This is a genomic window from Parasedimentitalea nitratireducens, assembly GCF_057444295.1.
On the sequence record NZ_JBYAXC010000005.1, the window covers coordinates 148,740 to 175,115 of the forward strand.

The window sequence follows — 26,376 nt, forward strand, 5'->3', positions numbered from 1 at the left end:
GCAGAATATCTATTTGATATTAATGGGTGTTGTGACGCGGCGGCAGAATATCACGCAGTAGTTCAAATTTTACCCGGTTGGCGCTGACCTGACGATAAAACGCGATCAAAAAGGCCGTGGGGGCCTGCAGGCGTGACAAACCTAGTGTGGCGGCAACCACAGTGCCTACATCGGTGCGGCCCTGCAGTACCAGCCAGCCGCCCAGCATCAGTACAGCCACGGTCCCAGCGCCATTGATTATGCTGAGCAGAAACTTGGTCGACAGCTTCCAGATGAACATGCGCCGACGGGTTTCATAGATGTCGTCAAACTCATCCAGCACCGCTTGGCTGATCTCAGCCACGTCACTTGTGCTAACTTGATTGGTGGCGTGGCGCAGCATGCGAACACGATCGGCGACCAGCGTGTTGATCCTACCTTGTGTGAAAAGAACAAGGACCACCTGCGGGATAATCATCGACAGCGCAATTGTACCCAATCCCGGTTGGGTTGCGGCGATAAAGCCAATCACGCTGATCAGTGTCCCGATCTGAACCACGGGCTCCGAGTAGGCGCTGCCGGCAAACTTTCCCAGTTCTTCGGCTTCGGCTGAAATCGCAGTGGTCAAGGTGCCGGTTTTGATCGCCTTGGGATCGGTCTGGCAGCGATTGGTATCCGCATATAGCCGCCGTCTCAGAAGTCGGATGATGTCTTCGCCTAGTACTCCGGACCGCACCCCCATCAGCCACTTCAATGCCAGGCTAAGCAGGATGGCCAAAGACATGCCCGCACCAAGCCAGAACACTGTCTGGGGTGTAGCCACGCCGTCGGTCAGCGCGTTGACGATCTTCTGCTGAAACTTCAATGGCACCGCCGCCAGAGCAGCGATTGAGATCGACAGGGCAATCAGCACCAGCTGACGACGGCCGCTCACCCGCCAGATCGCAAGATAAAGCTGTAGCAATAGAGGTCCCGATCCTTACCAGTTCAAGCTGATCGTGGACCGGACAGCGACAAAGCTCAACCCGGATCGACCATCCGAAGCGTTGCTTTATCCGCCTGCATCTCGCCTTTGGCACGATCAAAGCGCAAATAGGCAATGGCGTGGTCGCCAGACCGGGTAAACAGTGTGCCTGCGACTTTTCCGCCGCTGGTGATCTCGCTGCCGACAGCGGCCTCACCATCAATCTCAACACGGCACAGCCCTTTGCGCAGTGTGGTCTTGTGCTTCATACGCGCGGTGACTTCTTGGCCGACATAGCAGCCCTTGCGGAAATCAACGCCGTTGAGGGCTTCAAACCCAGCTTCCAAAATGAAACTGTCGGTGGTCAGCTCAACCCCCGTTTCGGGAATGCAATGGGCCACCCGGATTGCCGCCCAGTCGCTGCCATCATCGCCGCCCTCGGTCCCGTAGAGCCGCCAACCCAGATCGCTGTGGCGTTGGTCCGTCAACGCCCCGGCTGGGGCTGGGCCAGTGCCGCGTTGGACTTGTAGATCGGTCACTTCAATTTCGACCTGAGCGCGCAGCCGGTACATCGACAGGCGCTTCAACAGCCCATCTGCTAGATCCTCAGCCACATCCAGTAAGATGCCTTCACCCTCGGCCAGCAAAAAGAAATCCGCCAGATACTTGCCCTGCGGGGTCAACAGCGCGGCGTAAACCAATCCTTGATCCACTTTGGCCACATCATTGGTGACCAGCCCTTGCAGAAAGGCGCGGGTGTCCGGGCCAGTAAGGCGAAAAACGCGACGTGGGCTCATGATGGGGCTCCATCGAAGGGGTCAGAGAGTGGGATAGTGATATAGCAATAAACGATGAGGGAAACCGCAAAAACCGCGATTTCACCATGGCCTTACCAGATCACTGACGAAACACTTTGCGGCTGATCCGGCGCCACCAGCTGGGCTGAATGGTTGAATCCTGGGTCACGGTTGGTGCCTGTGCAGCCACACCAACCGGGTCGACCAAGGTTTTGCCGTCCTGGAATTGCAGCCGGTACAGATCGGCATAGACCCCGCCACGTTCCAGCAGCTCGTCATGGGTGCCTTGGTCAACAACTTGCCCCCGTTCCATCACCACAATCTTGTCGGCATTGCGGATGGTCGACAACCGGTGCGCAATGACAAGAGTGGTGCGCCCACCCGAAAGCTGGTCCAGCGCCTGTTGCACAACCTTTTCAGACTGAGCATCCAGCGCCGAGGTCGCCTCGTCCAGCAGCAAAATCGGAGTATCACGGAGCAGGGCGCGGGCAATCACCACGCGCTGACGCTGTCCGCCAGACAGGGCAGACCCACGTGGGCCAACCATACTGTCCAGACCGTCCGGCAGCTTGGGCAGGAAATCAGCGACATGAGCGGCTTCCAGCACCTTTTGTAGCTGCTCATCGCTGACATCGGTGCGCCCCAGCAGAATGTTTTCACGCAGGGTTTCGTCAAACAGCAATGCCTCTTGGGTCACAACCGAGAACAGATCACGCAGTTTCTCGAGTGCCATGTCACTGACAGCAACGCTACCCACGGTCACATTGCCCGCTTGCGGATCAATCAGACGGGTCAATAGGTTGAAAATGGTGGATTTCCCGGCTCCCGAGGCCCCAACCAAGGCGGTTGTCTTGCCCGCTTCGGCTACCAGCGTCAGATCCCGCAGAACTTTGGCCTCGCCATAGTTCAGGTCAACATTGCCAAGCTCTATCTTCGGCAGACCAGAGGGCTGCGCAACTGGGTTTTTCGGAGATTGCAGCAAGATAGGAGCATCTATCAGCTCCTTGATCCGTTCTAGCGCAGCTGCGGCCGCCTGCCAGGTTCCACTGATCGAGGCCAATCGGCGCATCGGGTCAAAAGCCAGGCCCATGGCTGTGAAAAAGGTCATAAACTGGCCAACAGTTTTTTCACCCGAAATGATCTCGCCTCCGCCATACAGCACCACGCCCATCACGCCGAGCCCGGCCATGATATCGATCATGCCGGTGATCGAAGCCGTGCCAAACGAGGCGCGAACTTCGGCCCGTACAAAGGTTTTGGTCTGATTGCCAAACCGCTCGGTCTGATAGTCCTCAAGATTGTTCAGCTTGATGGGCACCATGCCGTGAAATATTTCATCCAGCCGGGTCGCCAACGAGGCCCCCATATCCCGCGCTTGGCTGGCCTTTTTGCGTACATACCGCTGGATGGCAGAAATTGGCAACAAAAGCAGCGGCAACCCGACAAGCATGATCAAGGTCCAGCGCCAGTCGACGCTGATTGCAACCCCGATTACAGCAACCAATTGGGCCATATCGCGGCCCGCACCGGTGATAACAGCCTGCCAGACCTGGTTGATCGCCATGACATCACTTTGAACACGCTGGATCAAGAAACCGGGTGGGTTGATCTGATGAAACGCCGGATCTTGGCGGATCAAACGGGCCAACATATCTTTGCGCAGATGCGCAGCCGAGGTTTGCGAGATTTGGCTGAGAATGACCTTTTGGCCAACACTTGCCATACCGCGCAGGGTGAAGATTATGAAAAATGTAAACGCCACCCAGAACAGCGCATCCGAGTTGCCCGCAACAAAGACCAGATCGAACATCGGCTGCATCATGTAGCTCAGCGCACCAACGGCCCCGCCTTCGATCAGCATAAATAAAATGGCGACCCCCAGTAGAGGTATGTAGTGACGCAAGTACCCCCGCCACAACCAGCCCATCAGCGCGCGGGAAGACATTGGTTTTCTGCTCATAGGTGGGAACTTTCGCCGGGAATGTTGTTGTATTTCAGCACATGTCTGGGTCGTTGGCGACATTTAAGCATCTGAGACGAACGGTGCAAGCATGCAGGGGCCGGCTACGCCGTTGACGAATTGGAGTTTGAAGAGAGGATTTGAGTTATCCACCTTGGACCATGCGGTCGACATGCCAGTTTGATCTAGTCGAACAAGGCACAGGGGAATGGGGCTGGATTGCGCAGGTTACGACTTCAGGCGCTCTTCCAAACGGTCGATGAAGTGGTTGATCAACACGGCCAGAACCAGCACAGGAACCAGTCCATAGAGCATCCAGATCACAAAGAAGATCCACATCATATTAATGCCCAAAAAGGTAATGGCAGCAGCAAGAAGATCAGGTTTTCGGGGCAGCTTTTGATCGTGCATGAGAGCCTCGGCTTTTTCTTGGATTGTGCAATACAATCTAGTCCGAGGCCGCTGAAAGTCCGGTAAAACTGCCGCGAGGCTTACGTAAAAACGGCTCAATCCGATAGGCGCGCCTTATCAAGTGCTAGGGGCAAAGCCGCTGCAAAGGCGTCAAGATTGCTCTCGCTGCCACAGCTGATGCGGATACAGCGGTTTTGTGGGGCTGCAAATGGCATCCGCACAAACAGCCCCTGATCCACCAGCGCATCCAGAACCCGTTTGGCAAACGCCCCATCAGCCCCGCAATCAATGGACACAAAATTGGTGGCCGAGGGCAGGGCGGTTAGCCCGTTGTCGCTGGCAATCTCGGCGATGCGATCTCGCGCCGAAGTGATCTGGGACACTACGTGTTGCAGCCAGTCCTGATCCTGCAACGCGGCCAGAGCGCCTGCCTGGGCGGCGCGGTTCATGCCAAAGTGATTGCGCACCTTGTTGAACGCAGAAATCAGCTCAGGGGCCGCCATGACATAGCCCACTCGCGCGCCGGCCATCCCATAGGCCTTGGAAAAGGTGCGGGTGCGGATCACGCGAGGGTCATTCGCATCAATCGGTGCCGCAGTGCCCTCGGGCGCGCATTCAACATAGGCCTCATCCAGCAAAAGCAGGCAGCCCTCCGGCAGATGTTCCATGGCTTTGACGATATCTTCGCCGCAGTGCCAGCTGCCCATTGGGTTGTCGGGGTTGGCCAGATAGACGATCTTGGCATTAACCTCAGCCGCTTTGGCAAACAGGCTGGCGGGATCTTCGTGGTCATTCACATAGGGCACAGTGTGCAGCACGCCGCCAAAGCCGCTGACGTGATAGTTGAAGGTCGGATAGGCCCCGGTTGAGGTGACCACATTATCGCCTTCTCCGATCAGCAACCGCACCAAATAGCACAGCAATCCATCGATGCCTTCACCCACCATGATGTTGTCAGGTGAAATGCCATGATGCGCCGCCAGGGCTTGGCGCAGCTCAAAGTTCTCCGGATCGCCATACATCCAGATGTCGCCCGATGCCGCCTGCATGACCTCAATAGCCTTGGGCGAGGGGCCAAAGACATTTTCGTTTGCTCCCAACCGCGCCTTGAAGGCCGTGCCACGGGCACGTTCCTGGGTTTCGGGGCCAACAAACGGCACGGTTGCAGGCAGGGATTGGGCAAGCGGGGTATAGCGAGGATCTGTCATATGGGCAGATAATCCTATCGTTGAAGGGACGACAAGGCTTGCCTGACACTCAAGCCGCGCGCAGTGTGGAAAAAAAATCTGGAGTTTCGAATGCGTATTGTTTGGGGAATTATAGCGCTTGGCCTTGGTTATCTGCTTTTCTGGCCAGTGCCGATGGAGCCAGAGGTTTATGAACCGCCAACCTCACCGGGCTTTGTCGGTGAGTTCGCCACAAACACTGTTCTAGATCAGGCGCAGATGATTACGCTGCCAGATGGCACAATAGGGCCCGAAGATCTGGCCGTGATGCCCGACGGTAGGGTTTTTACCACCGACCTGAATGGAAACCTGTATCAAATCGAAGGCGAAACCCCAGTTGTGGTTGACCAACTGGGCGGACGACCCTTGGGGCTTAAGGCGGGGCCTGATGGGGCGCTCTATATTGCCGACAGCTTTCGCGGCATCCTGCGCTGGACCGGCCCGGGCACGTTGGAAACCTTGGTTGATCAGATCGGTGGTGAGCCGATCATCTATGCCAACCAGCTGGATGTGGGGCAGGACGGCACCATCTATTTCTCCAACTCTTCGGATCGGTTTGATCCTGAATTTCTGGGCGGCACCAAACCCACTTCGGTGATGACCGTTTGGGAACAGTCCGACACTGGCTATGTCGCGCGGTGGACACCGGGCGGCACGGTTGAGAAAATCGCCACCGGCTTTGTTTATACCAACGGGGTGGCGCTGTCCCCGGATGAGGATTTTCTGCTGATCAACGAAACCGGTCGGGCGCGGGTACACCGACTATGGCTGACTGGGCCAAAGGCAGGGGAGCAAGAGGTGTTTCTGGAGAACCTGCCCGGCTATCCCGACAATATCGAGGCACAGGGCGATGGCACCTATTGGCTGGCCTTTGCCAGCCCGCGCGTTCCGGCCGAGGCGCTGATGCCTTATCCGTTTCTGCGCAAGATTGTCTGGCGGCTGGGCCCGATGGTACGTCCAGCGCCAATTCACCGTGGCATGATGGTGCAGCTTGACGGGCAGGGGAACATCCTGCGCACCCTGCAAGATCCGGATGGTCGGCTTGGCATCACAACCGGGGGAAGGATTGTCGGCGATCAGTTTTACATCATGACACTCGACAGTGACGGTTTTGCCCGGATGCCGGTGGGTGACATGCCGCCGATAACCCAGCCCTAATGCCCCAGCGTCAGGCTGGAAGCATATTACGTTCCACGGCACTGTGATCGCGAGATCAGATCAGGAGGCACCATCATGGCACGGGTATCAGTTGAGTACAGGGATCACATCGCCCATGTGACCCTGACACGGGGTGACAAAATGAACGCGCTCGACCCTGAGATGGTTCAGGCCATCATCGCAGCCGGGCAAGAGGTGGCCGCCTCGGATGCACGCGCGGTGGTGCTGTCGGGCGAGGGCAAAAGCTTTTGCGCCGGGCTTGATCTGATGAGCTTTGCCCAGATGGGCAAGGTCGACCCCGAAGAGTGGTTGATGACCCGCAGCCATCACGATGCCAATGACATGCAAGAGGTTGCAATGATCTGGCGCCGGGTGCCTGTGCCGGTGATCGCTGCCATCCAAGGAGCCGCCTATGGCGGTGGTCTGCAACTGTCGCTGGGCGCTGACATTCGTGTCGCCTCGCCAGATGCCAAATTGTCGGTGATGGAAATGAAATGGGGCATCGTGCCCGACATGGGCGGCATGGTGCTGTTACCCCGCCTGCTGCGCTCCGATGTGCTGCGCCGACTGACTTATACAGCTGAGGTGGTGCCCGCGTCACAGGCACTGGATTGGGGGCTGGTAACGGAACTGGCCGACGACCCGCTGGCCCGCGCGCAGGAACTGGCAGAACAGATCGCAGGACAAGGCCCCAACGCCATCCGCGCTGCCAAACGGTTGATCGAACGGGCCGAAGCAGAGGATCGCGAGGCGGTGTTATTGGCCGAGTCATCCGAACAGGTTCAGCTGATTGGCAAACCAGAACAGATGGAAGTGATCGCGGCGCAGATGGGTGGTAGGAAACCGGTGTTTAAGTGACACGGGCAATTCGTGTCTGCGATGTGCCGTAGAAATAGGTGAACAAAACCATATGTTTGCTATGTGATTTTAGATATTTTTTATAAAAGAAATTGGGAGAAGGTGTTGTGGCATGAGCTTGCGGAAGGCGCTGAAAAATGTGGCGATCTTGGGTGTCACGCTTGGCTTGAGCGCCTGCGTGCAAACCATGATCAATTCCCACTTGCTCATTTCAGATGACTACCTAACCGACGAAACCCGCAAAAGGCTTGTGCAAGAGGTCTACCTCAAAGTGGATCAACTGGGTGGGGAGTGCAAATTGCTGGACCCTTCGCGACAATATCATAGCTGCACAACAGCATTTCGCGGAAGTCGAAGTTTTGGGCTTGGCGTTGGGTATGGGCCCAAGGGCGACTATAGTGTCTCGGTAAAGTCAGTTTTGGGTCACTGGATTCCTCCGCGCAAGCAGGCTGTGATTTCGGGAAACTATTTGTCAGATCATCAAAAGGACCTTGAACAATGGATGCGGTCTCTGGTTCCAGAGAGCGCGATACTTAGAGCGACCCGTACTTATACCGGTTATGACCATAGGGAAACTTTCTAACGGCTTAGGAGGATACCTAGGGCTAAATGGAGCGGCGTAAATGAATGTCAGTCGCACTACATATTTTTGGGACCATATCTATTCCTGGCTACATTTTCTAATGAATGATTTGTACAGGCGCGGTTTAGGATGAGGTTGAGAAAAGTTTCTATTTGGCTCGCGATGCTATGTGTCGCACTTGGCTTGAGCGCCTGCGTGCAAACCAGAATAATCTCAACTCTTCAGGTATCCGAGCATTACCTCACCGATGCTAACAGGGCGGCAGTCGTTCTGCAGGTCTATCAAAAAGCTGAGCTGCTTGGTGGAGAGTGCAAGGTATTGAACGAAGGAAGACACTACCACAGCTGTACGGTGCAAACCGGTAATCCGGCTTTCCAGTTCAACGTTGGGTACCAGCCATCTGGAGATTTTACTGTTTCCGTGACGTCTTGGTTTGTTCATTGGTGGCCGTCGAGCAAACACGTGGTGAATTCAGGTGAAAATCTGACAGATCAACAAAAAGAACTGGAAGAATGGATGCGGGCGCTGGTTCCGGAAAGCGCGATCTCGGAAAGAAGCCGAAGGTACTTAGGCGCTGACTTTTAGGAAGTCTTCTGGCTATGCTTGCTATTCCAGCTAGCTTTCCCTCTGTGTCGGTTGTGCCGTTAGGGGAAGCTAATATCGCAAAAAACAGCCTGTTCCGGGTCGTGGGGCTACCAGTATATTTTTGAACTCGGGAGGAAACTGTCTGGGTTGCGATCCTCTCGCTAATTTTCTTTGGTATCACAGTCAGCGACGGATCAATCTAAATAGTTCGGAATTCTGCCGGGGTAGATGCCACCATAATATACGCCACAGCGCTTGAGCGCGCCAATGACCCGTGTTGGTAGCGCCATGCGAAAAATATCCCCGTCGAGGAAGCCTTCTGCCCCGTAGGTTTCATAGGCTGTTACTTTGCCTGCCTCGATGGAAAGTATCACCTCCCAGGTGATATGCCATCCTATGCGTCCACCAATGAAGTCCTGAGTGGAGCGCCAAGGGGCACCAAAGCTTGTGTGAGCTTTCAAGATCTCTGGTGAATACAAATCCCACCACACTCGGGCGCGGTTTCGGTAATTCAGGCAGTTCACAACGGAATGCGTCAAGCGATCTATCGGCATCTCGCTCAAGCCAATTGAAGCCTCGGCGTTGATAAAATGTAGCCGCTCATAAATGCGCGGTGTTACAAAAAGCCAAATCACCGCAGTCAGGAGGGAGCCAAAAATAAGCAGTGTTCTTCTCAGCAATAATCGCATTTTGTCCCTTGCTGACAATTGAATAGTACACAGAGAATTTGGGACGCTTTCCTGTACCAGCTTGAAATAACGCCCATAAAAATACAATTCCGGTTTCTATTCAACCAAATACGGTTTGACTTAACTCAAGGTTCCAAATGGGTGCTGCCGTTACACTAGCCTCAAATCTAACCCAAGTTGGAGGCTCGCCATGTATAAGCATATTCTTGTTCCGGTCCTGTTTGACGAACGCCACGATACCCAGGCATCCTATCTCGCGGCCAAGGCACTGGCGGATGACAATGCCCGGTTCACTGTGGTGCATGTGATGGAAACTATTCCCAGTTACGTGACTGCCGAAATCCCCAATGAAGTGCTGGCAAAAACCCGCAACGAAATCGAGAAAGCCCTACTGCAGTCCGCCCGCGCGCTTCCCGGTGCCGAGGCCATGTTGATTTCCGGCCATGCAGGGCGCGCCATCGTGGATTTTGCCAGTGAGAATGGCATTGACTGCATCGTGCTTGCTTCGCATCGTCCGGGGTTCGAGGACCTGTTCCTGGGCTCCACTGCTGCCCGCGTAGTGCGACACGCCAAATGCTCGGTGCATGTGATCCGGTAATCCGCAAGCCGCTTATTTCGAGACTGTGCTGACGTTGCCAGTTGTTGTGAACTTGGGGTGGATTTTCTGCTGCGGGCCGTTAAGGTCTGTGGCTTATTGAGGTTGATTTGAAGTAATTTACATTACCCAAGGGCGAACATGATTACCCATACAAGTTGCGGCCCATGTTCTGGCAGAGGTTACACCGAAGGTGGGCCTGAAAGTTGTCGTGCCTGTAGTGGCTCTGGGTCACGAGGGCATGTAACGGGGCCAGATGGCAGTATTGATAGGCTGGTTTGTAACCCTTGCGGAGGGTCTGGAAACTCCACAACCCGTGAAAAACACAGATGCACCTTTTGTTCTGGATCTGGGCAACGGGAAGTGCACTCCCCCGTTAACAACAACACAAAGCCAAAAGCTCCTTCGAAACGAGCAAAAAGCTCCAAAACACCCAAAGCCGCCAAGGTTCAAAAGCCCGCCGAGACGGTAAGCTTCAAAGACCGCCTGTTTGCCATTGGCTTCTTGCTCGTGGTTTCGTTTCTTGTACCGCTGCCAGACTTTGTTGGCGCCAAAGGGCGCACATTTTTTGAAACGCTTCACGGATTGGGCGGGAGCATCTTGTCGGACGCTCCTGCGCTTGGCACGGCCTTGACCCTGTTGATCTCTGGCCTCGTTATCCCAAAAGTCAGCGCCTATTTTGCGCTCTTCCTTTGCGCCATCTGGCTGCTAGAATACCTGGTGCTTTAGGCATCAACCTCCCTTGGGAATGCTGATGCCTAAATGAAGCTCACAGGGGGGAGTTGTCTCCTGCCTCCCTTAATCACCGCCTCGGGCCATCTCTGTAGTCAAGAACGCTTCGGGGCTGTCTACTTCCACCAGTTTCTTGCCGTTGATCCACCAGAACCGGTTGCCCACATTGCGTAGGAAACTGCGGTCGTGGCTGACCAGCAGGCAGGAGGCCCCGTGGGCAATCAACTCGCTTTCCAACGCTTCCTGGCCTTCGATGTCCAGATGGTTGGTCGGCTCGTCCAGCAGATAGAAATTGGGCTGTTTCAACCGCAGCACCAGCATCGCCAGCCGCGCCTTTTGGCCACCCGACAGCGCACCAAGTTTGGTGTCCTGCATTTGGATCGACACACCAGCCCCAGCCAGCAACCCGCGTGCGCGTTGGTCGCCAACATCAAATTGCCCGGCAACGGTTGTCATCGGGGTGTCGGCGTCATCCAGCTGGCTTAGATTCTGATCGGAATAGGCAGGCACCACCGATGGTGCACATTTTACCGCGTCGTCCTGGCCCAGCAGGGCGCGCTGTACCATCTTGATCAGCCGGGTCTTGCCGGTGCCATTGGCCCCCAGCAACACAATGCGATCGCCCTGGCAAATCCATTTCTGACCGGTGGAATACAGCGCCCGCCGGTCCGGCGTTTCTACTGGTACATCGTTCAGTGTGATCAGCGCCTTGGCATGGGTGCCACTGTTGCCCAATTTGATATCCCCGGCACCGCGCTCCTGATGGGCAGGCTTGGCCGCGGCCTCCATCTTGGCGGCGCGTTCATTCAACTGCTTGGTCTTGTTCACCAACAGATCGGACCCTGAGTTGATGCCGATGTTTTTCAGCTTGGCTGCTTGGCGGCGCAACTGCTGCGCCTTGTTCAGATCATTGGCAAAACGGCGCTCGTCCGCCTCGTCGGCTTCATCCAAGGCAGCCCGCGCTGCGGTAAAGGGCAGTTGGAACACCCGCGATCGCTCAGCCCGCAGAAACAGGGTCCGGTTGGTGGTGGCATCCAGAAACGCCCGATCATGCGAGGTGATCACCACCGGCATGTCACGGGGCAGGGCGCTCAGCCAGTCTTGTAGCAGGGAAATCCGGTGCAGGTCCAGATGGTTGGTGGGCTCGTCCAGTAGCAATAGATCCGGTTCGGTGATCCAGGCGGCCGCCAGCATCGCAGTGCGTTGCCAGCCGCCGCTGAGTTCTACCAGCGGTTTGTGTTGCAACTCATAGGGCACCTTCAGCTCATCCAGCGCCACATCCACGCGCCAGCTTTCATAGTCGGCCTGTTCCTGTGGCAGCGCTGCCAGCACCCAGTCATACAGGCTCAACGCCAAGGCATGATCCGGCACATATTGCTGCACATGCCCCATCCGCAGGCCGCGCGCGCGGGTGATCTCACCGTGGGTTTGCTCAAACGTTGCGGACATGCAGCCCAGCAGGGTGGACTTGCCACGCCCATTGGCGGCCACCAGCCCAATGCGGTCGCCCTTGGTGATGGTCAGGTTCAGGTCAGAAAACAGCGGCTCACCCAGGGTCACACCCAGGTCATTGATCGTCAGAATTGTCATGGTTTTATCAAGTCACATAAAAGTAAGGAGCCGCAGCGCGGCAATAGGCAGACCGTTGAAGCTGTGTTCGGTGGTCGGCCCTGCAAACGGATTTACAGGGCGTAACGGGGACCATGCTGAAGTCGGCGGATGATACGCATGTTCAGCTTGTGCCCTCCCGTTGTTGAATGTGTGACGTTAGCGCGAGGGTAGGAAAACAGCAAAGGCTTGGCAACCGGTTTTCCAATTCCACGAAAAAGGCCGCGCTCTGATGGGCGCGGCCTTTGAAATTCTTAGTTAGTTCTGACTTACTGCGAAGCCTGATAGATCTTGTCGATGTTCGATCCCAGAGCTGCATTGTAGCTCTCATCGCTCATCGCAGCGTTCAAACCTTCGGTCAGCGCACGCGAGAACGAGGCAATCATCTTGGCGTTCTGGCTCAGCAGGGCACAGGCCTGATCGGTGGAATAGCCACCCGACAGGGCCACAACACGCACCACATTGTCGTGGTCGGCCAGCTCATCATACATGCCCGACACATTTGGCAGGGTCAGCTTCAGCGCAACCTTGGTGTCAGCAGGTAGGGCGTTCAGCTGCTTCAGCAATTCCGCCTTCAGCAGGATCTCGGCCTCACCCTTGGTGTCCGAATGGATGTCGACCTCGGGCTCGATGATCGGCAGCAGGCCAGCAGCGGCGATTTGTTTGCCAACTTCGAACTGCTGGGCAACAACGTCACGCACGCCCTCTGTGTTGGCGGATTTAATGACCGAACGCATCTTGGTGCCAAAAATGCCAGCCTTGCCAGCGCGGGCCAGCAGGGCATCAAGCTCGGGCATCGGCTTCATCACCTGGGCGCCATTGGCCTCATCTGCCAGACCCTTGTCGACCTTCAGGAACGGCACGACGCCGCAGTTGTTCCACAGGTAGGTGGCAACCGGCGTGTTGTCGATTTCGGCATCCATTGTTTTTTCAAACAGGATAGCGCCGATGATCTTTTTGCTGTCGAAATCCGGTGCGGTGATGATACGGGCGCGCATCTTCTGGATCTGGCCAAACATTTCCTCTTCGCCAGAGTAAGCGTCTTCCATTACGCCATACAGTGCCAGCGCTTTGGGGGTCGATCCACCGGACTGGTCCAGAGCCGCAATAAAGCCCTCACCAGATGCAATTCGTTCAAACTGTTCCTGATTGATAGAATTCTCTTGTGTCATATGCCCGGATCTCCGCAAATGTTCAGCTTTCGGTCCGTCTATAACGTGGTTGTAGTGAAAACAACTGGCCGCTTGCCTCGGTATCGCTAACGGAGAGCGGATTTCCTTACGTCAGTTGTCCTAAGGCAGCGCTTTCCATGTTCGCAGCCCTGATCAACAAACAAATAGGGCGCACCAGTTACCTGATACGCCCTTTTCTATGTCAGTGAAGGGTGCGTGCTTGCACGCACCGCGCGTTGGGTCAGACCAGACGCGAGGTCTCGATTGCGGCCCGTACAAAATCGCTGAACAGCGGATGCGGTGCAAAAGGCTTGGACTTCAGTTCCGGGTGGAACTGAACGCCGATGAACCAAGGGTGATCCGCCCATTCAACAATCTCTGGCAGGCGACCATCTGGCGACATGCCCGAGAACTTCAGGCCAGCTTCTTCCAGCTGCTCGCGGTATTTGATGTCGACCTCATAGCGGTGACGGTGACGCTCCTCGATGTGGCTGCCGCCGTATACCTTGGCCACATTGGATCCTTCGGCCAGGGTAGCATCATAAGCGCCCAGACGCATGGTGCCGCCCTTGTCGTCATCGGTCTTGCGCTGAACCTTGTGGTTGCCCTGCACCCATTCTTTCAGGTGATAGACAACCGGCTCAAAGCGTTTCTTGCCAGCCTCGTGGTCAAACTCTTCGGATCCGGCTTCGGAGATGCCAGCCACATTACGCGCAGCTTCGATAACAGCCATCTGCATGCCCAAACAGATACCCAGATAGGGTACCTTGTGCTCGCGGGCATATTGCGCCGCCTTGATCTTGCCTTCGGTGCCACGCTCGCCAAAGCCGCCGGGCACCAGAATCGCATGATAGCCCTGCAGGTGTGGCGTGGCGTCTTCGGTGTCAAAGGTTTCAGCGTCCACCCATTCGATCTTGACCTTGACCCGGTTGGCCATGCCACCGTGGGTCAGCGCCTCGACAACCGATTTATAGGCGTCTTCCAGCTGGATGTACTTACCAACGATAGCGATTTTAACCTCGCCCTCGGGGTTGTAGATCCGATCCGCCACATCTTCCCAGCGCGCCAGATTTGGCTTGGGGGCAGGGGCGATGCCAAAGGCATCCAGAACCGCCTGATCCATACCTTCGCGGTGATAGGCCAGTGGGGCTTCGTAGATGGATTTCAAATCCTGCGCGGCAATCACGCTGTCGGGGCGCACGTTACAGAACAGTGCCAGCTTTTCGCGCTCTTTCTTTGGGATCGGACCCTCGGAACGACAAACCAGAATATCCGGTGCCAGACCAATCGAACGCAGCTCTTTGACCGAGTGCTGGGTTGGCTTGGTCTTCAGCTCGCCGCTTGCCTTGATATAGGGCAGCAGCGTTAGGTGCATGTAGATACACTGGCCGCGCGGTTTGTCCTGGCCATATTGGCGAATGGCTTCAAAGAACGGCAGCCCTTCGATGTCGCCAACAGTGCCGCCAATTTCACACAGCATGAAATCAACTTCGTCGCCACCAATATCAAGGAAGTCTTTGATCTCGTTGGTGACATGCGGAATCACCTGAATGGTCTTGCCCAGGTAATCGCCGCGGCGTTCTTTTTCCAGAACGTTGGAATAGACCCGGCCAGACGAGATCGAATCTGTCTTGCGCGCCGGTACGCCGGTGAAACGCTCATAGTGACCCAGATCCAGATCGGTTTCGGCACCATCATCGGTGATGAACACTTCGCCGTGTTCAAACGGGCTCATGGTGCCCGGATCAACGTTCAAATAGGGATCCAGCTTGCGCAGGCGCACCGAATAGCCACGGGCCTGAAGCAGCGAACCCAAAGCCGCCGAAGCCAGACCTTTGCCAAGGGAGGAGACCACCCCACCAGTAATGAAGATATAACGCGCCATGGTGTCGGCTGCCCCCGTGAGAAGTCGTCTAGAAATAAGAATTCAGGTGCCCAAATAGGTTCCGAAAAACCAAAGCATCACGGGACTTCACTAGTAAAGGATTCGCGCGATCAACGCAAGGGAGCCGCAAGATGCTGTTGCGGCTCAGGATCCTTGTCTAGGTATGGTAGCTCAGTCGGCGCTTGGAACCAGTGGCGCATTGTCACCTTCGGCAGGTGGCAACAGGTCTGTACCCAATGGGGCAGCAGGTGCCGCCGGAGCGCCATCGTCAGTTTCGGTTGCAGCAGGAACACCTGTGCGATCCAGAACCGAAGAACCGGCATTTTTCTGCGCAGCCAGAATAGTCAGCGTGATCGAAGTGATGATGAAAGCAATCGCCAGCAACCAGGTCAGCTTGCTCATGGCTGTTGCAGCTGAACGGCCGGACATCGCGCCGCCACCGCCGCCACCCATGCCAAGGCCTCCACCTTCTGATCGCTGCAGAAGTACGATGGCAATCAGGCCAAGGGCCAGAAAAAGGTGAATGATGAGAACAACGTTTTCCATGGGCCCCTGCGGCAATTGGCTTACTATCGGGCGGTATGTAGGCAAGTTTACGGGGCGGGGCAAGACCCGAGTTTGCCGTGTCTCGGGTTGAAGGCCACAAACCCCATATTGTCCAAGACTTATCAGACTGGACAGAGCAGGCGGCATTTCGCACTCTGATCCCATGCCTCATGATGATCCTGATCACCCGCATGCCCTGTTACCACCTGATCCCGCCCTGCGGGTCAAGGCGCTGGAAACGATTCTGACCCGCAAGGGATTGATTGATCCTGCGGCGCTGGATGAAATTATCGACACCTACCAGAACAAAATTGGCCCACAGAATGGCACACAGGTGGTGGCGCGGGCCTGGTCCGATCCCGAATTTCGTAGCGCGTTGCTAAAGGACGCCACCGCTGCCGTTTATGATCTGGGCTATTTTGGCCGTCAGGGCGAGCATATGGTCGCGGTCGAAAATACCCCCGAGCGGCATAACATGGTCGTGTGCACCCTGTGCAGCTGCTACCCGTGGCCACTGCTGGGCATCCCTCCTGCTTGGTATAAATCCGATGCCTACCGCGCCCGTGTAGTACGGGAACCCCGTGCCGTCCTGGCAGATTTTGGCGTCACCCTGCCAGAACAGACTGCGGTCAGAGTTTGGGATTCCACCGCCGAAGTCCGCTATCTGGTGATTCCAATGCGGCCAGCAGGCACCGAAGGCTGGGATGTCGATGCGTTGGCGGCATTGGTCACACGCGACAGCATGATCGGCACCGGTCTGCCCAAAGAGCCAACATGACCCGCGTACATGACATGGGCGGGCGATTCGGCGACGGGCCTGTGGTGCCCGACGATCCCGATGCCCCGATTTTTGCCACTAACTGGCACGCCCGCGCGCTGGCCGTGACGCTTGCCTGCGGTGCGCTGGGGAAATGGAACATCGATATCTCGCGCCACGCCCGCGAACGGCTGTCCCCAACCGATTACACCACCTTCTCTTACTACGAAAAATGGATTGCCGCCCTGGCCGCCCTCTTAGTTGAACGTGGGGTGCTAAGCCGCGACGACCTGCTGGGGCAGGGGGACGACGCCCCACACCCGCTGGCCAACAAGGTGCTCAAGGCTGAGGCCGTGGCAGGAGTACTTGCCCAAGGCGGCCCGGCAGATCGCGACACTGGCGCCAAACCGCGGTTCTCGCCGGGGCAGGGGGTGCGGTGCCGTCTCCCATCTGACAGCGCAGTGGTCAATGGCGGCCACACCCGGCTGCCATCTTATGCAGCTGGTGCCCGAGGGTATATTGAACGGGTTCACGGCATTCATGTCCTGCCCGACAGCAGTGCCCATGATCTGGGCGAGGCCCCCGAGCCGCTGTATGCTGTGCGCCTTGCCGCTTCGCAGCTCTGGTCCCATCCGGAACACCCCGATGATCAGGTGGTTCTGGACCTGTGGGAAAGCTATTTGGTGCCGCTATGAGCGATTGCCTCACAACCTCAGCCCCCGAACCGGTGTTCCAACAGCCTTGGCACGCTCAGGTCTTTGCCCTCACCGTGTCGCTGAATGAAGCAGAGCACTTTAGCTGGGCGCAGTGGGTAGACGCATTCTCAACCATGCTGGCCCGGCATGGACTGGATCGCAATCTGGACGGCGGCGAGGACTACTTCAACGCCTGGCTGGAAACGCTGGAGCTGATTCTGGCCAATAACGGCGTCGCACCAGCGCTCGAGCGGAATCAGCTTAAGAAAGACTGGGAGCAGGCCTACCTTTCAACACCCCACGGCTTGGCAGTTTGTCTCCCTGATTAGGCGCTCTGTGTAGGGTGTGTGCTTGCACGCACCGCTTTTTGCGGCTGTTTCTGCCCAATGTTCCCCTCCTGCCGCCCCTGCGACGAATTTGTGGTTCCACTGGCCTCTTTGCGCCGCTATAGGGGGGCCGGTTTCAGACAAACACAAAAGGACCAGATATGGCCAATGTCGTCGTAGTCGGCGCCCAATGGGGTGACGAGGGTAAAGGCAAGATCGTGGACTGGCTGAGCGAACGCGCTGATGTGATCGCGCGCTTCCAGGGCGGTCACAACGCAGGACACACATTGGTCATCGATGGCAAGGTCTACAAGCTGCACGCGCTGCCTTCGGGTGTAGTGCGCGGCGGCAAGCTGTCGGTCATTGGTAACGGCGTGGTGCTGGATCCATGGCACCTGATGAACGAAATCGCCACCGTGCGCGAGCAGGGCGTCGAGATCTCTCCCGAAACCCTGATGATCGCGGAAAACACCCCGCTGATTCTGCCAATCCACGGCGAGCTGGACCGCGCCCGCGAAGAGGCAGCCTCCAAGGGCACCAAGATCGGCACCACCGGTCGCGGCATTGGCCCGGCTTATGAAGACAAGGTTGGCCGTCGCTCGGTCCGCGTCGCTGATCTGGCAGACGAGGCAACCCTGATTGCCCGTGTTGATCGTGCCCTGCAGCACCATGATCCGCTGCGCAAAGGTCTGGGCATTGAAGCGGTCGATCGTGATGCACTGATCGAGCAACTCAAAGAGATTGCTGCAGAAATTCTGCCATTTGCCGCCCCTGTCTGGAAAGTGCTGAATGAGAAGCGCAAGGCCGGCAAACGGATCCTGTTCGAAGGTGCCCAGGGCGCGCTGTTGGATATCGACTTTGGCACATACCCCTTTGTGACCTCGTCCAACGTGATTGCCGGACAGGCCTCAACCGGTGTTGGCATTGGCCCCGGATCGATCGACTATGTCCTGGGCATCGTCAAAGCCTATACCACCCGCGTCGGCGAAGGACCTTTCCCGTCTGAGCTGCTGAACGAAGACGGCACCCCGGATGCAGATGGCCAGCGTCTGGGCGAGCGCGGCCACGAGTTTGGCACCACCACTGGCCGTCAGCGCCGCTGTGGCTGGTTTGATGCAGCTCTGGTGCGCCAAACATGCGTGACTTCCGGTGTAACCGGCATTTCACTGACCAAACTGGACGTGCTGGACGGCTTTGAAACCCTGAAAATCTGCACTGGCTACATGCTGGACGGTGAAACGCTGGACTATCTGCCGACAGCCGCTGACCAACAAGCCCGCTGCACGCCGGTCTACGAAGAAATGCCAGGCTGGAGCGAATCGACCGAAGGTGCGCGCAGCTGGGCGGAGCTTCCGGCCAACGCGATCAAATACGTGCGCCGCGTTGAAGAGCTGATCGGTTGTCCGGTTGCCATGCTCTCCACCAGCCCGGAGCGGGAGGACACCATTCTGGTCACCGACCCGTTTGAAGACTGATGGCTGATAAAAAAGGTCTAAGCTACAAGGCCCGGCGTCGCTGGGCCCTTGTGGTGCTGCTGATCGGCTTGCCCCTGTATATCATGGTGGCAACTGTGCTGGGCGGTCTGCTGGTTGATTATCCGGTTGTATTGCAGCTGCTGGTTTTTGTTGTGCTTGGGATTGTCTGGGTTCTGCCGTTCAAATCGCTGTTTCGCGGTATTGGTCAGGCCGATCCGGATGCGCCCAAGGATCCGCTGGAAAAATAGAACCGCTGCGCTGCTTTGGTGGCGCTGTTGCGTGAAAAAGCAAAAAGGCAGGCGCTTGGCCTGCCTTTTTTATTGGGTAGATGTCTGGCGGCTTAGCCCGCGACGCGTTCGTCCGGGCGGAAACCGATTTCGCCAGATGCGGTAAAGTGGCCGCTGTTGGTTTTCTCGATCTTGCCTTCGCGCAGCAACTGGCCAAAAGAGCGCAACCCGTCTTCACGATTGAATTCGGCGCTGTTCAGCAGCTTGACCTTGTTCATCAGCTGTGGGCGCGAAAAGTGATCGCGGCCTTCGACAAAGCTCATGTAAGAGGCCGCAGCTTCAAGCAGTTCGCTGAGCTCAATGGCACCACTTTCCGAGGCGTATTTGGCAAATCCACCTTCTTGGCCGTTCTGCGAAAGCTCAGCTTCGCTTTCTTGCATTGCCGCAATCCGGCGTGGACGGATCGGGCCGCTTGGCTTGGCGGGTGCTTCGTCGATGCGCTGTTCTGCCACCAGTTTCAAAGGCGCCGGGCGCGAGGCAGTGGATGGCCGCTGGGAGACTTTTTTTGTTGGCGCAGGGCGGCGCGGGCGAACAACGCTGGCCAGATCCTCACGATAAGGGTCATCCCGGCTGCCACTGCCTGCGGTGCCACCAGCGGCACGATCTGCCTGCGCAGCGGCCATTGCAGCGCGCAAATGGTCATAGGTCTCGCGCGAGGAGGAAAGTTCAGGATCCTCTAGCTTTTCGTCTGCGGCGTCCATCAGACGCGACACATCGCTGTCTACGGTCGGGGCCGCAGTACGCACCGCAGCGGATTTTGACGGCGCCTCAGCGGTTTCCACTTCAGGCGCTTCTTCAGGCTCGGGCGTGGTCTCGGCCGCCAGGTCCGACGACAAGAGTTCAGCTTCAACGGCAGCCAGCTCTTTTAGCAAGTCAGCTTCTTCAACATCTGTCAGAGATGTCTTGGGCGCTTCTTTTGCGGCCTTCTCAGGCGCATCTTCTTCGGTGATTTCTTGCAGGGCACCGGTCTGCACCGCAGCTTCAATCTGCGACCGTTTCACCCGCATAATGCGGGCACGTCCAACAGGTTTGGCTGGCTGTACCTTGGCTTCTGGTTCTGCAGGTGCTGACTGGGCCGCAATCTCGGCAAGTATATTTGCCTCAGCTTCCAGCTTTTCGCCGTCGCCTTTGGCGGTGTCTTCCTCCAGATCCTCGAATAGGCTGCTGTCATCAGAAAGATCGGTTGCTTCGGTGTCAGCAGGCTCGTGTTCGTCAACCAATGCTTCGGCTGCGGCTTCGGTATCCGCGATGGCTTCGATCTCAGCTTCGACGTCGCCCTGGTCAGCCTCAGCCTCAAGCTGACGCTGGTCGATCCGGTCCAGTGCCTCGGCGATGTCGATCTGGTCCTGAAGGTCCTGATCATCTTCGTCAGCCAGTTCAGCTTCGTCATCCAACCGCATCGCAGCGGCGATATCGACCGCCGATTCTTTGATGAAATTGTCGGCGTGCTGATCTTCCGAGAACTCTTCTTCTTGCGGGGCTTGGGCCACCACGGCGCGGATACGCTGAAGCTTGGCAGCGATGCTGTCAGCCGCAGGGATGGCATCCTCTTCAGCTTCAGGCTCCTCGGCAACCTCGACTTCGGCGGTCAGGTCCTCGACTGGGGGCAGATCCGCAACTTGTTCAGCCTTGGCGTCGACCGAGACTTCGACTGTTTCGGCTGGCGCAGCGACGGCGGCAGCTACGGCAGCCAAGTCCACAGCATCATCCGGCTCATCGACCACTAGCTCATCGACCTGTGGTGCAGGCTGGGCTTCAACTTCAACAGCAGCTTCAACAGTTTCCTCTGCCTCTGCCTCTGCCTCTGCCTCTGCCTCTGCCTCTGCCTCGGCGACAGGCTCAGAAACTGTGGCGACGTCTTCAACTACCTCTGCGGCAATGTCCTGAGCGGCGTCTTCGGCCTCTTCGATAGGCGCGGCTTCAACAGGTGCAACAACCTCGGGTTCGGCTTCCTTGACGGGCTGCGCAACAACAGGTTCGGCTTCAATGGCCGATGCCTCGGCTTGGGCAGCGGGCGGGGCAGGCGTTTGGGCAACAACGGGAGCTGTAACGGCAGGGGCTGCTGGTGTCGGCGCGGCTGGTTCAGCTGCACGCAAATGAACGGCACCTTCGCTGGTGCGGGCTTCAACCTGGCGGTCAATTTCTTTTTGGGCAATGCGTGCCAGCATATCGGCATCGGGCTGGGGAGGTTCAGCGCCAAAATATCGATCATCAGATGCCAGATCGCGGAAATACTCGGCAATGGCCTTCATGGTATCAAACGAATCTTCGAACCCCTCTAGCGTGCAGGAGAAGGTTCCATAAGAAACGGTTAAAACTTTATTATTCTGTACCATAGGAATCTTGTCCTCGCCAAAGCCATTGCCGTTTACATAATAGGCGCAGAGCGTCAAATTCTGTCCGAATCCATGCAATTGATCGTATCTTTTTGTGACCAGATTATGGCTTGTATCGATTATTGCATAAAATCCCGGGAGCGAGCGGTGATTGTTGAAGAATCTGAACCAGTAACCTTGATCGGTGGCGGAGTGGTCGCGGCAGGGGATTTGGAGTTTGCGTTAAGTGTGGCTCCCTTCCTTGTTGCTGCAGACGGTGGCGCCGATTTGGCAGTGGCCAAAGGACACGTTCCGCTGGCAGTGATTGGTGATTTAGATTCCCTATCGAATGTAGTGCGTTCACAATTAGCGCCAAATTCATTGTACGAGATTGCCGAACAGGACAGCACCGACTTTCATAAGGCATTACGCAATATCAAAGCCCCGGTGGTACTGGCGGTCGGATTTTTGGGCGCTCGAATTGATCATCAGCTGGCGGCCTTTCACACCTTGGTTCAGCCATTAGAGAGCCCCTGCATCTTGCTGGCCGAGACCGAAGCGATTTTTCATGTTCCCGCCAGGATCGAACTACCCACGCGGGCCGGGGATATTGTCTCTGTGTTTCCAATGGACGTGGTTAACGCGCGTTCATCCGGTTTGGAGTGGCCGCTGGATGGAGTGCAGTTTTCACCTATGCACTGTGTTGGGACCTCAAATCGGGCAATCGGTCCTGTTTCATTACAGATGGAAGGGCCGGGAATGCTGGGCATTGTGCCACGACGCCTGTTGCCCCAGTTGATGCAGGCTATTCAGCAGGTACCTGGTTTTTAAGCTCAACCTGTCGGGCAGAAATCTGTTCGCGCAGAATGACATAAAGCCCAGCTGCTATGGTTAGCGCGATGCCAAATGAGGCCAAGCCATTGGGAAGCTGTCCAAAGATCAGCCAGCCAAATAGGGTTGCCACCGGAATTTCGAAATACTGCATCGATGCCAAAGTTGCGGCCGGCGCATAGCGCAGGCTCCAGGTCATCAACAGATGGGCGACGGTGCCAAGACCGCCAATGGCAAACAATAAGAACCAGCCATATTGATCTGGCGCCATAATGGTTAACACGTCGAGCTTAAAGAGATCGCCGACCAATAGCACTGGCACCAGCAATACACAGGCCATCACACCCGAAACTGTCTGCAGGCCAATCGGATCGGTTTCTTTGGCGATCTGTCGTGTTACCAGCATAAAGAAGGCAAAGATGACCGCGACCATTAGCGGCCACAAGGCATGCCAGCCCACTTCGGTAAAACTGGGTTGGATGACCATCAAGGTGCCAATGAAGCCGACAATACAGGCGCCCAGGCGCCGCATGCCGACCTGTTCGTCGAGCACGTATTTACCAAGCAGCAGCATGATAAAGGGCATGACAAAAGCAATGGCCACAGCATCTGCCAGGGGCAGGTGTTTAAGCGCGGTGAACATGGCCCCGATGCCCGCGATATGCAGAAGGGTGCGGACAAAGGTCAGGTGCAACACCCGTCCGTTCATCCGCCATTGCCGCCGGGTCATCATCACAATCGGCAACAGCAACAAGACTTGAACCGCAAACCGCACAAAAATAACTTCACCCAATGGCACCGCGTTGGACAATAGCTTGGCGACCGCGTCTCCCAGTGGGGCGACGACGCAGAAGCCCAACATCAACAGGATGCCAAGTATGGGATGATCGCGTGTCATTCTTGAAGGTTAGAACGAAATCCACAAAATGCAAGTAAAGGTTGTGATGCGTTTACGTTTTCAACAATTTGGGATGTTGACCGCAAGCCCCCCAAGCGAGGTTTCCTTGTAGCGCTCATGCATATCCAATCCGGTCTGGCGCATGGTCTCAATGACCGAATCCAGTGGAACAAAGTGCTTGCCATCACCGCGCAATGCCAATGAGGCAGCGGAAACAGCCTTGATTGCACCCAGGCCATTGCGCTCGATACAGGGTACCTGCACCAGGCCTTTGACCGGATCGCAGGTCATGCCCAGATGATGCTCCAGCGCAATCTCGGCGGCGTTTTCCACCTGCTCGGGCGTGCCACCCATCACCGCGCACAGACCAGCGGCAGCCATAGCAGCGGCCGACCCAACCTCGGCCTGGCAGCCAGCCTCGGCCCCGGAAATCGAGGCGTTGTATTTCACCAGCCCGCCAATCGCGGCGGCGGTCAGTAGGAAATCCTCAACATGGCTAGGCGCAGCCCCAGGCACATGGTCCAGATAATAGCGCAGGGTAGCGGGCATCACCCCGGCAGCCCCATTGGTCGGGGCGGTGACCACTTGGCCGCCCGCCGCGTTTTCCTCGTTCACTGCCATGGCATAGACGCTCATCCAGTCGTTGATGGTATGCGGCGCGGTCAGGTTCATGCCGCGTTCGGCCACCAAGGAGTCATAAATCCCCTTGGCGCGGCGGCGCACGTTTAACCCGCCAGGCAAAATACCATCACGAACCAATCCACGTTCAATACAGTTGTTCATCACTTCCCACAGGCGCGCGGTGCCCTTGGCAAAGCTCTGTTCACAGCCCCGCGACACCTCGTTGGCGCGCTTCATCTGCGCAATCGACTTGCCGCTGGCCTTGGCCATCTCCAGCATCTGGGCGGCTGACTGAAACGGAAACGGCACAGGTGCCCCGTCATCGGTGTCTTTGCCATCCGCCAGTTCCTGTTCAGTCAGAACAAAGCCACCACCGATCGAGTAAAACACCTGCTGCAGGATCACATCGCCCTGCGCATCCGTGGCCATCAGGATCATGCCGTTGGCGTGGCCTTCCAGTGCTTGGTCATAGTCGAATATCATGTCCGACTTGGGGTTAAAGGCCAGCGCGCCCAGTCCCTCGGGAGTAACCTGATGATTGGCGTTGATCTCAACCAGGGCCGCATCCGCCTTTTCATCGTCATAGGTATCGGGCAGGAAGCCAGCCAGCCCCAAAATGGTGGCACGGTCGGTGGCATGCCCAACCCCGGTAAAGGCCAGGGAGCCATGCAACGAGGCGTGCACGCCGTGAAATTCAAACGGCGAGGCGCGCATCATGTCCAAAAACCGCGCAGCTGCCACCATCGGCCCCATGGTGTGCGACGACGACGGGCCAATGCCCACTTTGAACATGTCGAAAACAGAGAGAAACATTAGACGGCATATCCTTCTGGCGGAGTGGCTAGGGCAGGGCGGCAAAGGTGAATGGCAACAAACGATCGGGTTACGCCCAAGTCCTAGTTCAGCGTCGGGCAGGACAAGAGTCCGTTTCCGACGTTTCCCATAGGAAACACGCAGTTTCAATGCGTTTTCCGGCGCCAATTGTGATAAACTAGGCTGTCAAGGCATCCCTAGGCTTTGTGGGCCGGATGGAGGTTTGCGTGACTTGCCCGGTCCCAAGGGGTGATAGTATTCTGACCATGGATACGGATCCGTCTCCGAATCCAACTTGTTTTGTTTGTATTTTGTTTAACGAGTGTTGGGAGCGCGCCATGGCCAAAGCCTCAAGTAACATCTCCAAAAAAGCCAAAGAATTTGCCGCAGGGTTGAATGCGGTGATGAAAGCGAAGCGAGACAAAAAGGTCGCCGATCTTACCAAGAAAGGCACCAAGGATGCCGAGAAGAAAGTCTACAACGTAAACTTCAAAGTCTCCAAAAGCTCGATCACACTGAGCAGAACCCCAGAGCAACAGGCCGCCTCCGTTGCCTCGGGGCGCAGCTGGACCTGCGCCAGCGCCCATATGGTGGACAAGGCGCGGCATGTGCCGATGTATTACACTTCCCCCGGCAAGAAGCAGAAATACTCTAGCACAGCCAAAGAACCTTGGGGCAACAAGGACGAGCATTTCATGACCTATGCCCAGTTCTCGGCAGCCTGGACCAAACAGTTGGCTAAGCAGGATATACGCAACTACAAAGGCAAAAAGGCCTTTGACGCCGGGGACGCTTGGCATGTGGAATTGCCATCGGGCAAGTTGCTGTCGTCGGATCCGGCGGTAAAAACCTGCATGGTTGAATATGCCAAGCTCACTCGAATTGATGGCGGCAAACCAAATACCGAATTTGAATCCTCCAAGCACTGGAAGTCTTCACTGGCGCCTCACATCAAGGCCGCCGAGGCCGAGAAAGCCAGGCAGTTGAAAGAAGAGGCGGCCAAAAAGGAAAAGGAGAGGATCGAAGAACTGAAGCAACTCCGCTGGGATGGTTCGATCACAGGCAGCCAGAACCTGCTGAAAAAGGCCAATCGGGACAAGGCGCCCATCGGCAAGTCGTTTGGGGATCTGGAGTTTCATGGCCCGATTGACTGCGGTGCGGGCAAGGAGGCAAAGGTGATCTATCGCCATGTGATCCAGTGGGACTCTTTGGCGCGGGATCTGTTTGAATTTTTGGGGCTGGCGGAAACCAAAGGCTTCGATGTGCAACTCACCTGCGCTGTAGCCTATAAGCTTTGGACCTATGACAACCTAAGCCAGACCTTCCTCAAGGATCTCATTCCCTCCTGCAGGCTGGTGTTCAATACACCAGCGGCCAAGGCGATGGGCATGTCTGTAACAGCAACGGCGGATGTCAAACTCAAGAAAAGCAGCCTGCTGCCCGAAGGATCAGTGACCTTTAACTATGATCTGAAAACGCCAATTGACCGCGAAAAAGGCAAGGCCGTTTTGAAAATCAACGGGGCAAAGGTCACCGCCAAATAGCTCTGCGGGCCGTTTTGCTGTGCGGGTGTGGTGTGCAACTTTGAATTGTTGCTCGCAACACCTGCG

26 protein-coding genes are annotated in these 26,376 nt (G+C 56.6%); 13 read left to right on the top strand and 13 right to left on the bottom strand.

The features are described 5' to 3' along the window. Positions 1 to 19: 19 nt before the first annotated feature. The 5 genes from AC2T28_RS16185 to AC2T28_RS16205 all read right to left on the bottom strand — a co-directional run bounded on the left by AC2T28_RS16185 (position 20) and on the right by AC2T28_RS16205 (position 5,319). On the bottom strand, positions 20 to 943 hold the full coding sequence (locus AC2T28_RS16185) for an ABC transporter transmembrane domain-containing protein (protein WP_486749666.1): 924 nt from the start codon (positions 941 to 943) through the stop codon (positions 20 to 22). A gap of 56 nt (positions 944 to 999) precedes the next feature. Then, entirely contained in the window at positions 1,000 to 1,740 is a 741-nt protein-coding gene (gene ygfZ, locus AC2T28_RS16190) for a CAF17-like 4Fe-4S cluster assembly/insertion protein YgfZ (RefSeq protein WP_486749667.1), read from the bottom strand. A gap of 100 nt (positions 1,741 to 1,840) precedes the next feature. Beyond that, positions 1,841 to 3,700 (bottom strand): ABC transporter ATP-binding protein, encoded by a 1,860-nt coding sequence (locus AC2T28_RS16195; RefSeq protein WP_486749668.1) that lies wholly within the window; start codon positions 3,698 to 3,700, stop codon positions 1,841 to 1,843. A gap of 228 nt (positions 3,701 to 3,928) precedes the next feature. Continuing rightward, a complete protein-coding gene (locus AC2T28_RS16200; protein WP_486749669.1) occupies positions 3,929 to 4,111 on the bottom strand; it encodes a histidinol phosphate aminotransferase in 183 nt (60 codons plus the stop codon). Between the two features lie 95 nt (positions 4,112 to 4,206). Further along, positions 4,207 to 5,319, bottom strand: coding sequence for a pyridoxal phosphate-dependent aminotransferase (locus tag AC2T28_RS16205; protein WP_486749670.1), 1,113 nt, complete (start codon positions 5,317 to 5,319; stop codon positions 4,207 to 4,209). A gap of 90 nt (positions 5,320 to 5,409) precedes the next feature. Here AC2T28_RS16205 and AC2T28_RS16210 point away from each other — a divergent pair, with 90 nt between their 5' ends. The 4 genes from AC2T28_RS16210 (at position 5,410) to AC2T28_RS16225 (ending at position 8,521) form a co-directional block, all read left to right on the top strand. Continuing rightward, positions 5,410 to 6,495 (top strand): SMP-30/gluconolactonase/LRE family protein, encoded by a 1,086-nt coding sequence (locus tag AC2T28_RS16210; RefSeq protein WP_486749671.1) that lies wholly within the window; start codon positions 5,410 to 5,412, stop codon positions 6,493 to 6,495. A gap of 75 nt (positions 6,496 to 6,570) precedes the next feature. Further along, on the top strand, positions 6,571 to 7,353 hold the full coding sequence (locus AC2T28_RS16215) for a crotonase/enoyl-CoA hydratase family protein (protein WP_486749672.1): 783 nt from the start codon (positions 6,571 to 6,573) through the stop codon (positions 7,351 to 7,353). Between the two features lie 112 nt (positions 7,354 to 7,465). Beyond that, the gene (locus AC2T28_RS16220) at positions 7,466 to 7,936 is read left to right on the top strand and encodes a hypothetical protein (RefSeq protein WP_486749673.1); all 471 of its coding nucleotides are present in this window, start codon (positions 7,466 to 7,468) and stop codon (positions 7,934 to 7,936) included. A gap of 129 nt (positions 7,937 to 8,065) precedes the next feature. Then, entirely contained in the window at positions 8,066 to 8,521 is a 456-nt protein-coding gene (locus AC2T28_RS16225) for a hypothetical protein (protein WP_486749674.1), read from the top strand. Positions 8,522 to 8,715: 194 nt separating this feature from the next. On the opposite strand, the gene AC2T28_RS16230 is transcribed toward AC2T28_RS16225, so the two are convergent. Then, positions 8,716 to 9,210 carry a hypothetical protein gene (locus AC2T28_RS16230; protein ID WP_486749675.1) on the bottom strand — a complete coding sequence of 165 codons (495 nt, stop codon included), beginning with the start codon at positions 9,208 to 9,210 and terminating at the stop codon, positions 8,716 to 8,718. Positions 9,211 to 9,400: 190 nt separating this feature from the next. On the opposite strand from AC2T28_RS16230, the gene AC2T28_RS16235 reads away from it, so the two are divergent. Beyond that, positions 9,401 to 9,808: a universal stress protein gene (locus tag AC2T28_RS16235; protein ID WP_486749676.1), complete on the top strand. Its 408-nt coding sequence runs from the start codon at positions 9,401 to 9,403 to the stop codon at positions 9,806 to 9,808. Between the two features lie 360 nt (positions 9,809 to 10,168). Then, positions 10,169 to 10,534 carry a hypothetical protein gene (locus tag AC2T28_RS16240; RefSeq protein ID WP_486749677.1) on the top strand — a complete coding sequence of 122 codons (366 nt, stop codon included), beginning with the start codon at positions 10,169 to 10,171 and terminating at the stop codon, positions 10,532 to 10,534. A 69-nt stretch (positions 10,535 to 10,603) separates the two neighbouring features. Here the strand turns inward: AC2T28_RS16240 and AC2T28_RS16245 are convergent, their stop codons facing one another. The 4 genes from AC2T28_RS16245 to secG all read right to left on the bottom strand — a co-directional run bounded on the left by AC2T28_RS16245 (position 10,604) and on the right by secG (position 15,748). After that, positions 10,604 to 12,127, bottom strand: coding sequence for an ABC-F family ATP-binding cassette domain-containing protein (locus tag AC2T28_RS16245; RefSeq protein WP_486749678.1), 1,524 nt, complete (start codon positions 12,125 to 12,127; stop codon positions 10,604 to 10,606). Positions 12,128 to 12,414: 287 nt separating this feature from the next. Continuing rightward, on the bottom strand, positions 12,415 to 13,317 hold the full coding sequence (locus tag AC2T28_RS16250; protein WP_486749679.1) for a fructose bisphosphate aldolase: 903 nt from the start codon (positions 13,315 to 13,317) through the stop codon (positions 12,415 to 12,417). Between the two features lie 241 nt (positions 13,318 to 13,558). Continuing rightward, on the bottom strand, positions 13,559 to 15,202 hold the full coding sequence (pyrG, locus tag AC2T28_RS16255; protein ID WP_486749680.1) for a CTP synthase: 1,644 nt from the start codon (positions 15,200 to 15,202) through the stop codon (positions 13,559 to 13,561). A 171-nt stretch (positions 15,203 to 15,373) separates the two neighbouring features. Next, positions 15,374 to 15,748, bottom strand: a complete 375-nt coding sequence (gene secG / locus AC2T28_RS16260) for a preprotein translocase subunit SecG (RefSeq protein WP_486749681.1) — start codon at positions 15,746 to 15,748, stop codon at positions 15,374 to 15,376. A 163-nt stretch (positions 15,749 to 15,911) separates the two neighbouring features. Between secG and nthA the strand changes: the two genes are divergently transcribed. The 5 genes from nthA to AC2T28_RS16285 all read left to right on the top strand — a co-directional run bounded on the left by nthA (position 15,912) and on the right by AC2T28_RS16285 (position 19,249). Continuing rightward, positions 15,912 to 16,526 (top strand): nitrile hydratase subunit alpha, encoded by a 615-nt coding sequence (gene nthA / locus AC2T28_RS16265; protein ID WP_486749682.1) that lies wholly within the window; start codon positions 15,912 to 15,914, stop codon positions 16,524 to 16,526. Further along, a complete protein-coding gene (gene nthB / locus AC2T28_RS16270; protein WP_486749683.1) occupies positions 16,523 to 17,200 on the top strand; it encodes a nitrile hydratase subunit beta in 678 nt (225 codons plus the stop codon). The genes nthA and nthB overlap by 4 nt, the downstream gene beginning before the upstream one ends. Next, positions 17,197 to 17,529, top strand: a complete 333-nt coding sequence (locus AC2T28_RS16275) for a nitrile hydratase accessory protein (protein ID WP_486749684.1) — start codon at positions 17,197 to 17,199, stop codon at positions 17,527 to 17,529. Before nthB ends, AC2T28_RS16275 begins: the two co-directional genes overlap by 4 nt. 158 nt (positions 17,530 to 17,687) lie before the next feature. Then, complete coding sequence (locus AC2T28_RS16280) at positions 17,688 to 19,001, top strand: adenylosuccinate synthase (protein WP_486749685.1); 1,314 nt, start codon at positions 17,688 to 17,690, stop codon at positions 18,999 to 19,001. Continuing rightward, positions 19,001 to 19,249 (top strand): DUF2842 domain-containing protein, encoded by a 249-nt coding sequence (locus AC2T28_RS16285; RefSeq protein ID WP_486749686.1) that lies wholly within the window; start codon positions 19,001 to 19,003, stop codon positions 19,247 to 19,249. The genes AC2T28_RS16280 and AC2T28_RS16285 overlap by 1 nt, the downstream gene beginning before the upstream one ends. Positions 19,250 to 19,341: 92 nt before the next feature. Here the strand turns inward: AC2T28_RS16285 and AC2T28_RS16290 are convergent, their stop codons facing one another. After that, the gene (locus tag AC2T28_RS16290; protein WP_486749687.1) at positions 19,342 to 21,624 is read right to left on the bottom strand and encodes a chemotaxis protein CheA; all 2,283 of its coding nucleotides are present in this window, start codon (positions 21,622 to 21,624) and stop codon (positions 19,342 to 19,344) included. Positions 21,625 to 21,696: 72 nt separating this feature from the next. On the opposite strand from AC2T28_RS16290, the gene AC2T28_RS16295 reads away from it, so the two are divergent. After that, complete coding sequence (locus AC2T28_RS16295) at positions 21,697 to 22,434, top strand: thiamine diphosphokinase (protein WP_486749688.1); 738 nt, start codon at positions 21,697 to 21,699, stop codon at positions 22,432 to 22,434. Here AC2T28_RS16295 and AC2T28_RS16300 read toward each other — a convergent pair. Both AC2T28_RS16300 and AC2T28_RS16305 read right to left on the bottom strand, forming a co-directional pair. Continuing rightward, entirely contained in the window at positions 22,409 to 23,332 is a 924-nt protein-coding gene (locus tag AC2T28_RS16300; RefSeq protein ID WP_486749689.1) for a DMT family transporter, read from the bottom strand. The genes AC2T28_RS16295 and AC2T28_RS16300 overlap by 26 nt on opposite strands. Before the next feature lie 60 nt (positions 23,333 to 23,392). Beyond that, positions 23,393 to 24,766 carry an L-serine ammonia-lyase gene (locus tag AC2T28_RS16305; RefSeq protein WP_486749690.1) on the bottom strand — a complete coding sequence of 458 codons (1,374 nt, stop codon included), beginning with the start codon at positions 24,764 to 24,766 and terminating at the stop codon, positions 23,393 to 23,395. A gap of 338 nt (positions 24,767 to 25,104) precedes the next feature. Here AC2T28_RS16305 and AC2T28_RS16310 point away from each other — a divergent pair, with 338 nt between their 5' ends. Further along, positions 25,105 to 26,310, top strand: coding sequence for a hypothetical protein (locus AC2T28_RS16310; RefSeq protein WP_486749691.1), 1,206 nt, complete (start codon positions 25,105 to 25,107; stop codon positions 26,308 to 26,310). Positions 26,311 to 26,376 lie beyond the last annotated feature (66 nt).